Below are 3,974 nucleotides of genomic sequence, written 5' to 3'. Positions count from 1 at the left end.
GTACGGTCCGTATCGGAAGGGGGCGACGTCTCCATCCTTCGCGGTGCTCTGACGCTTGCCGGAAAAATCGGCGATCCGGTCAATCCACCTGGGGAGGGCGGCAAGGCGTCGGGAGCGATCCGCGCCGAGCAGATCCGTCTCGCCGGCGACGCTGCTCAGCTGTCGAAGCTCGATTGCGTGCTGGCCGGGACTGTCATCGATACGATCTTCGAAGGCGAGCGCATGGTTTACGAGGTAGCCTGCGCCGCGATTGGCGACGAGGTCATTCGCGTTTTTGACCATGATCCCGCCGCGCACACGCAGTTCGACATAGGCGAAAGCGTGTTCCTGGGGTGGAATGCCAGGGACATGCTTGTTTTTCGATAGAACCGGAAACCGGTCAAACCCAGAGGAGAATGCAGATGAAGCGCTTCAAGCCGACATTATCCCATCTTTCCCGCAGAACCTTCCTTCAGGTCACCGCCGCGCTCGGCGGCGCCTCAGCCCTCGGCCTGCGCAGTTCTTATGCGCAGGAACCGGAAAAGCCGGCGGAGATCATCGTGCGCGCCTGGGGCGGCAGCTGGGTGGATAGCCTGAAGGCCGGCGTGTCCGACAGCTTCACCAAAATGACGGGGATCGCTGTCCGTCACGACCTGACTGAAGACAACGAGATCCAGCCGAAAGTCTGGGCGGCTGTGGCGCAGAATCGGGTCCCGCCGATCCACATCAACTGGGACACCACCACCAATGCCACGAAGTCGGCACTGCGCGGCGTAACGGAAGACCTCTCCGACCTGCCGAACCTCGCCAATGTGACGGACCTTGCCAAGCCGGCCGGCCTGGAAGGCTTCCCGATCGTCAATACCTACGGCTATGTCTATGTGCTGGCCTATCGGCCTGCGGCGTTCCCGGACGGACCGCCGAAGTCCTGGAAAGACCTGCTCGACCCGAAGTTCAAGGGCCGGCTTGCCTTCTACAATGACGGCATCGGCTTCCACTTCCCAGCCCAGGTCGCCGGTGGCGGCAAGCTGGAGGACATACCCGGTAACATGCAGCCGGCTTGGGATTTCATCACCAAGATGAAGGCGCAGCAGCCGCTGCTCGGCGAAGATCCCGACTTCACCACCTGGTTCCAGAACGGCGAAATCGATGCCGCCTGCACCATCTCCACCAACGCCCGAGAGGCCCGCAAGAACGGCGTGAAAATCGAATGGGTCGTGCCGAAGGAGGGTGCGAAATTCGACACGGACGGTTTGTGGATCCCCAAGGGCCTGCCGGAAAACGAACTCTACTGGGCCAAGCAGTACATCAACCATGCGCTGACCAAGGAAGCCCAGCAGGTCTGGCTGGACGGCCTCGGCTTGCCGGGCGTCGTGCCGGGCCTCACACCGCCGAAGGATCTGGTGGGCGATCCGTCCTATCCGACCACCGAAGCGGATTTCCAGCGCCTCATTCGCATCTCGTCGAAGATCCAGGTCGAGAACGAGAGCGAGTGGTTTTCCAAGTTCAAGGCGATCATGCAGGGCTGACGCCAGGTTGGCCGGTGCTGCGCTGGCGGCACCGGCTCCTTTACGAGGTCGGTTACGGATTTTCTCATGCGGGCAGCCAGGACAGCCTATCCCTTGAAATGGCGTATCATGGATGCGCTGGAAGGCATTGCCGCCGCCATCTGGCCAGCGCGATTCAGGCGCGCCACGCCCTATCTGATGCTGCTTCCGGCAGTGCTGCTGGTCGGACTGCTCGTGCTCGGTCTCATCCAGATCGCGGATGCAAGCCTGCGCACGCTCGACACCACCACCTTCCAATTCTCGGACGACTATTCCATCGCCAATTTCCGGCGGGCGCTGACAGAGCCCCTGTTCCTCGTTGTCGCGCAGCGCAGCCTCGTCGCCGCCCTGATCGTCACCGCGGTGACACTTGTCTTCGCCTTTCCCTACGCCTATCTGATGGTGCGCACGCGTTCGCCAAGACTGCGCAAATTCCTGCTGATTGCGCTGTTCCTGCCCTTCTTCATCGGCCAGGTTGTGCGTGCATATGGCTGGCTGATCATCCTCGGCAATCAGGGCATGGTGAACGAGGCGCTCGGCCTTATCGGGGTCGCCCCGATGCGGCTCATCTACAACTATCCCGCCGTGCTGTTCGGCCTCGTCCAGTACATGCTGCCCTTCGCCGTACTGATGCTCGCGCCGGCACTCACCGCCATTCCCGAAGAGCTGGAGGCGGCCGCTGGATCGCTCGGTGCGAACTGGGTTCGCACGTTCATCCATGTCGTGTTGCCACTCGCTCGTCCGGGCTTCATCGGCGCCGGCGTGGTGGTGCTGACGCTTTCGCTCACCGATTTCGCAGTCCCCGCGATCCTTGGCGGCGGCTCGCAGGACTTCATCGCCAACGCTATTTACGATCAGTTCTTCCGAACGTCTGACCAGGGCCTCGGCGCGACGCTGGCGCTTATGCTTGTAGCGCTCGGGTCAATCCTCGTCGGCTTGGTGTTCGCGCTGTTCGGAGCCGGAACGCTTGCGATGGGGAGGTCACGGGCGTGAACGGCTCGCGCAGCAAATCCGTTGTCTTGTGGACCCTGGTCACGATCGCCCTGGTGACGCTTTCAGCGCCGACGATCGTCGTGCTCGGCGCTTCCTTCACCGGCGGCAACATCATCACGTTTCCGCCGGACGGGCTATCGCTGCGGTGGTACGCGCGCATCTCACAGGCCTCCGACCTGCGCAACGCTTTCCTGCGTACGCTCCATGTCGCGACGGTCTGTACGATCGTTGCCATTCCCGTGGGCACGCTGGCTGGCATCGCGCTGGCGAAATATGCGGTGCGTTTTGAGAAAACGATCCAGATTTATCTGCTGCTGCCCTTTACTATCCCGCTGATCGGATCGGGCATCGGCCTCATGCTGATTTTCGGCAACGCCGGCATTCTCGGCCAGCTTTGGCCGGTCGGCATCGCCTGCTGCGTCATCAACCTTCCCTTCATGATCTGGGCGGTGACGGCGAGTGCCACCGGGCTTGACCCGGACCTGGAACTGGCCGCCGCCAACTGCGGCGCACCGCCGCTCCAGGTGTTCTTCTCCGTCACCCTGCCGGCGGTGATGCCGGGGGTGATCACCGGCTCGCTGCTGATGTTCATCCTTGCGCTCAACGAGTTCCTGGTCAGCCTGCTGCTCGTCGATGCGCGCATCGTGACGTTGCCGGTGCTGATCTACAACTCCATCCGCTCGATCATCACACCGGATCTTGCCGCGATCTCCGTGGTCTTCATCGCCTGCTCGGCTGTCGCCATCTTCCTGCTCGACAGGCTGGTCGGGCTCGACATCTTCCTGAAATCGAAATGAGGAATGCCGGCCTGCCGGCCGCAAAGGGAAATCCTATGCCAAACGTATCGTTCCACGACCTGAGCCAGATCGACGCCGCCGGTCGTTCGGCACTGATGCGGCGCTCAGAGACCGATCTCTCTGGCTTTATGGAGAAGGCCGCACCGATCATCGAGGCGGTCCGAACAGAAGGCGACGCCGCGCTCGTCCGCTTCGCCCGCGACTTTGACAAGACAGATCTCGATGCCACGCGGCTGAAGGTCAGCCCCGCCGAGTTCGACGCCGCCTTCGACATGGTGGACGAGAACGTGGTCGCCGCCATTCGCTTCGGCATCGACAACATCCGGCATTTCCACGAAGAACAGAGGCCGGAAGCGATGTGGCTCAAGGAAATGCGGCCCGGCGCCTATGCCGGCGACCGCTTCACGCCGATCCGCTCGGTGGCGCTCTATGTCCCGCGCGGCAAAGGGGCGTTCCCTTCGGTGACAATGATGACCGCGGTGCCCGCCGTGGTGGCGGGCGTCCCGGAGCTTGCTATCATGACGCCGCCAGCGCCCGACGGTTCGGTGGACGCAGCGACGCTGGTTGCAGCGCGCATCGCCGGCGTCGAAACGGTCTACAAATGCGGTGGCGCGCAGGCGGTCGCCGCGGTCGCCTATGGCACAGAGACGATCAGGCC

The 3,974-nt window shown here is 62.8% G+C and carries 5 protein-coding genes; all 5 read left to right on the top strand.

Features of this window, described 5'->3' with window-relative positions:
- On the top strand, nucleotides 1-366 hold a 366-nt coding region (locus EOA85_RS29580; RefSeq protein WP_127212112.1), incomplete at its 5' end, for a TOBE domain-containing protein.
- A gap of 35 nt (nucleotides 367-401) precedes the next feature.
- Nucleotides 402-1,508, top strand: a complete 1,107-nt coding sequence (locus EOA85_RS29575) for a PotD/PotF family extracellular solute-binding protein (RefSeq protein WP_245486128.1) — start codon at nucleotides 402-404, stop codon at nucleotides 1,506-1,508.
- 66 nt (nucleotides 1,509-1,574) lie between these two features.
- Nucleotides 1,575-2,519, top strand: coding sequence for an ABC transporter permease (locus EOA85_RS29570; RefSeq protein WP_095519868.1), 945 nt, complete (start codon nucleotides 1,575-1,577; stop codon nucleotides 2,517-2,519).
- Nucleotides 2,516-3,316 carry an ABC transporter permease gene (locus tag EOA85_RS29565; protein WP_029355930.1) on the top strand — a complete coding sequence of 267 codons (801 nt, stop codon included), beginning with the start codon at nucleotides 2,516-2,518 and terminating at the stop codon, nucleotides 3,314-3,316. Before EOA85_RS29570 ends, EOA85_RS29565 begins: the two co-directional genes overlap by 4 nt.
- 35 nt (nucleotides 3,317-3,351) lie before the next feature.
- Nucleotides 3,352-3,974: histidinol dehydrogenase (locus tag EOA85_RS29560; RefSeq protein WP_164759963.1), on the top strand; the 623-nt coding region annotated here is incomplete at its 3' end.

The sequence above is a fragment of the Mesorhizobium sp. M5C.F.Ca.IN.020.29.1.1 genome (assembly GCF_003997375.1).
Taxonomy (GTDB): domain Bacteria; phylum Pseudomonadota; class Alphaproteobacteria; order Rhizobiales; family Rhizobiaceae; genus Mesorhizobium; species Mesorhizobium wenxiniae.
Note: the sequence above shows the minus strand (reverse complement) of the source record. Positions and strands in the feature narration are given on the sequence as shown.

Bases quoted from the DNA above. Each gene is read 5' to 3' on its own strand.
- EOA85_RS29575 (WP_245486128.1), top strand. From the start codon at position 402: ATGAAGCGCTTCAAGCCGACATTATCCCATCTTTCCCGCAGAACCTTC.
- EOA85_RS29570 (WP_095519868.1), top strand. From the start codon at position 1,575: ATGCGGGCAGCCAGGACAGCCTATCCCTTGAAATGGCGTATCATGGAT.